This window comes from Sulfuricurvum sp., from assembly GCF_022759005.1.
In the GTDB taxonomy this organism is placed as follows: domain Bacteria; phylum Campylobacterota; class Campylobacteria; order Campylobacterales; family Sulfurimonadaceae; genus Sulfuricurvum.
In genome coordinates this window covers 1,862-6,001 of record NZ_JAEMQA010000075.1, presented here as the reverse complement: position 1 = coordinate 6,001, position 4,140 = coordinate 1,862, and the positions used below count along the sequence as shown (strand labels likewise).

Genomic DNA, 4,140 nt, shown 5'->3' with positions numbered 1-4,140 from the left:
GGCGGATTGAATACCGAAAATGAATTTACCCTTTCAGGTCTTGGTGTTCTCGGTGGATTCAGCGGTAAGTACAACGCTCGTTTCGGTTCAGGGTTTGTCGGAGAATTCGTATTCGGTGACGGACTCAAAACATTTGATCAGTACTTCGGTGATGATGATGTTAAACGTGCTCAAAACGGTATGTCTAAAAAAGAGTACATGGCTGTTCTCGAAGAGATGCTCGGTCACGGTAAAAACAATACCGAAAACTTGGAATCACATCACGGAAACGTGAATAAACCATGGTGGCAACCGGATTGTGCACTTATCGTAGCCGATTCTAAATTCCGCCGTAACAAAGGTAACGAATATCGCAAAGCGTTCCTTTCGAAAACCAAATTCTACGGTTATGTCGATTACCGTATGTCTGAAGCGGCACAATATGCTGACGTATTGCTTCCGGCAAAATCGCATTACGAAGTGTATGACTTGCGTACCTCTCCGGGTTACCACCGTTTTACCAACTTGGCTCAGCCGGTTGCAAACATTAAAAATGTCGGTGAAGCGATGGATGAGTGGTCAATGTTTACTCTCCTTGCTAAAAAAATGGAAGAGTTGGCAAACCGACCGGAGAATATCGACAAAGCGAAAGTTAAAGATCATCCGAAATACGCGAAACCGGGTTTCCACGATTTGACGATTTTCCATAAAGAGTTCACCAATACAGACCCAGAATCTGAGGGTGCAGGTGAAAACTACCTTGGTACGGATAAAATGGCAGTACAAGCGGCGTTGGAAAAATGTGAGCAGTATGAGCCATGGACGATGGAGAAAATGTACAAAGTGGGTGGATTCTTGCTCATTAATGAAAAAGCGGCGAAATCTTCTCCGTTGTACTCTGACCGTCCGTACAGCTCTATGGAGTTCAACCTCTATAAATTTGAGCGTCTTGAAACACTATCCGGTCGTCAAACGTTCTATGTTGACCATGATATGTACATTAAAATGGGTGCGGCAACCAATACCGGTATGGAAGGGATCCGTCCTCAGTCCAAAGACTATCCGTACGTATTCATGACACCGCACGCTCGTTGGTCAATCCACTCGAACTATAAAACGTCACGTACCCTTCTCCGCCTCCAACGCGGTGTTCCTGCAGTGCAAGTGAACCGTAAAGTAGCGGAAGCAAAAGGAATTAAGGATGGAGATACGATCCGTATCTATAATGCACTCGGTGAGTTCTATGCAATGGCGAAACTCTCCTCTTCTGCACCGGCGGATGGATTGGTTATGGAGCATGGATGGGAACCGTACATGTATTTGAAAAACAAAGGGCACAATGAAGTTGTACCGACATCATTGAACCTTCTTGAAATGGCAGACGGATGGGGTCACCTCAAATTTGGTGGTCTGTGGGATGGTAACCAATACGCATACGATGGCGCGGTTAACTACGAAAAAGCTAAAGACGTACAGTATTAAGGGGTTTAGATGTCTAAAAGACAATTAGCAATGGTAATGGACCTGAACAAATGTATCGGGTGCCAAACATGTACCGTAGCATGTAAAACGCAATGGACGAACCGTAACGGTCGTGAATATATGTATTGGAATAACGTCGAGACCTATCCGGGTACGGGTTATCCAAAAAACTGGATGGAGCTTGGCGGCGGATTTGACGCTGCGGGTGACCTCCAGCCGGGCGTGATCCCAAATCTTGAAGCCGATTACGGGGTACCTTGGGATTACAACTATGAATCATTGATGGGCGGTATGAGTGATAGCAATAATTTCCATCCACACGTTTCTCCGACTTGGGGACCAAACTGGGATGAGGACCAAGGTGCCGGTGCATTCCCGCAAGACAACTATTTCTTCTATCTGCCGCGTATTTGTAACCACTGTACAAATCCGGGCTGTTTGAGTGCATGTCCGCGTGACGCAATCTTCAAACGTGAAGAAGACGGGGTTGTCTTGGTTGACTTGGATCGTTGTCAAGGGTATCGCTATTGTATCGCGGGATGTCCTTACAAAAAAATCTATTTCAATCCGAAAATCTCTAAATCAGAGAAATGTATCCTTTGTTTCCCGCGTATCGAGCAAGGTCTTCCACCGGCGTGTGCGCAACAATGTGTCGGACGTATCCGTTTCGTAGGTTTCTTGGATGATGAAGAGTCACAAGTGTACAAATTGGTACACAAATACAAAGTAGCATTGGGTCTCCGTTCTGATTACGGAACACAACCGAACGTATATTATATTCCTCCGACCGAATCTCCGGCGAAATTTGACGCTGAGGGAAAAATCATCGAGGGATCAACACGTCTTCCGATTGAAGAGTTGGAAAAATTGTTCGGACCAGCGGTACACGATGCGATCAAAACACTTAAAGATGAGATGAAAAAACGTAAAGAGACGGGAGTGAGTGAATTGCTTGACTTGTTGATCGCGTATCAACACAAAGATATGTTCCGTCTTGATAACAACTACTATCAAGAAGTTGCTAAAGCTGCCAAACGTAACCCATTGGCTCCGGTTGATACACGTTACATTGCCGGTAAGTTTACACAAGCTGGAGGACACCACTAATGAAAAAGCTTCTTACTACTATTCTTTCATTGGGTGTAGCGGCGTCTGCAGCATTGGCTGCAGACTCGATTACGGCGGTAAAAGTGAGCGATGTGAATGATGCTTCGGCATGGGCGAAAGCTAAATTCACCAGCGTTGTTCTTTACCCGCAATCGGCTATCCACATGAACGACAAAAAAGCCAACGCGGCAAATGAAAACAACAAAGCAAAAAAAGCGGATGTTGCGGCATTGTATGATAGTAAAAACATTGCGTTGATGGTGAAATGGGCTGACGGCACGAAAAACGTTCAAGGTTCATACTCATCCGATACTTACAGCGACGGATTTGCCGTCCAATTTGCCGGTATAACCAAAGGCTCTCAACCGCTTCCGTATATCGGAATGGGGTCAGCGGGTCGTCCGGTTGTCGTTCACTTGCAAAAAGCAACCGAAAAAGTGTATGAGCCAAACGGAAACAAAGATGTTTCGACTCAGATCAACCGTAACCAAACGGCTCTTTTCGGTGATGAGTTGAAAGCGTATGACGCAAAAGTAGCGTCATTGGCAAAAACCGATTATGAGCGTGTTTTTGTAGCTGAAGGATTTCGTTCTTTGACAGAGATCAAAGACGGGTCTGTGGCTTCAAATGCGAATATGACGTATGATGGAAAAGGATGGACCGGAACGTTGGTTCGCCCGTTGAACGATACGTATATGAAAAGCAGCGGAACAGTCCCAGTAGCGATCGCCGTATGGGATGGCGAGAAAATGGGACGTAACGGGTTGAAAAACCTCTCTCCTTGGGTTTCTATCAACCTTGAGGGGCAAAAACCGGATGCGAAAATCGTAGCGGAAACCACCGAAGCACCAAAAGGTGATGCAGCAAAAGGGAAAGAAGCGGTAGCGGCAAACGGCTGTGCCGGATGTCACCAAATCGAAGCAACCGATGCACCAAGTTTCATGGGACCGTCATTGGCAAACGTCGGTGGATACTCAAGCGTGGCGTATCTTCGCGAGTCAATCTTAAAACCGTCTGCGGTTATCGTGCCAGGTTACAATCGTAATGCGCACTCGAATACACCGTGGTACAATATTGAAAAAGGGAAACGTGTTTCTGCGATGACCGACTTTAGTTTCTTGGACAAGAAAACGGTTGAAGATATCGTAGCGTATCTCAAAACGCTCAAAGCGGAGGTAGAATAATGAAAAAGGTTGCATTACTATGTGCCGCACTGGCGATCAGTGCGTTTGCAGGTGAAGAGCAAGAATTTGAGGGGTTGTTAACCACTCCTGCATGTGCCGCTCAAGGGGCATTTGCTGATTGTTATTTGGAGAACTATGCATGTGGATCGGACGGTTGTTTTAAAAAGATTCAACCAGGTGAAACAACGCATCCAAAATTGGCACTCTTCCAGCACGCTACCGGAAAAGTGTATGAAATCAATACCTCTAAGCTCAAAGTTTCTGAGTTGGGTGAGGGGATGAATAAGAACGGTGTTGTCATCGTCGGTGTTCTCGATGAGAAAACCAATACGATCGAAGCGACAGAATTCAAAGCTCCGCCACCACCGAAAAAGTCTTTCTTTAAAGG

Annotated in this window: 4 protein-coding genes; all 4 read left to right on the top strand. The window is 45.8% G+C overall.

Annotation, left to right across the window (positions count from 1 at the left end; translation table 11 throughout):
• On the top strand, positions 1–1,461 hold a 1,461-nt coding region (locus JHC35_RS05015; RefSeq protein ID WP_295042619.1), incomplete at its 5' end, for a molybdopterin dinucleotide binding domain-containing protein.
• Positions 1,462–1,470: 9 nt separating this feature from the next.
• On the top strand, positions 1,471–2,568 hold the full coding sequence (locus JHC35_RS05010; RefSeq protein ID WP_295042617.1) for a 4Fe-4S dicluster domain-containing protein: 1,098 nt from the start codon (positions 1,471–1,473) through the stop codon (positions 2,566–2,568).
• The gene (locus JHC35_RS05005; protein ID WP_295042615.1) at positions 2,568–3,752 is read left to right on the top strand and encodes an ethylbenzene dehydrogenase-related protein; all 1,185 of its coding nucleotides are present in this window, start codon (positions 2,568–2,570) and stop codon (positions 3,750–3,752) included. Before JHC35_RS05010 ends, JHC35_RS05005 begins: the two co-directional genes overlap by 1 nt.
• On the top strand, positions 3,752–4,140 hold a 389-nt coding region (locus JHC35_RS05000), incomplete at its 3' end, for a hypothetical protein (RefSeq protein WP_295042613.1). The genes JHC35_RS05005 and JHC35_RS05000, both read left to right, overlap by 1 nt.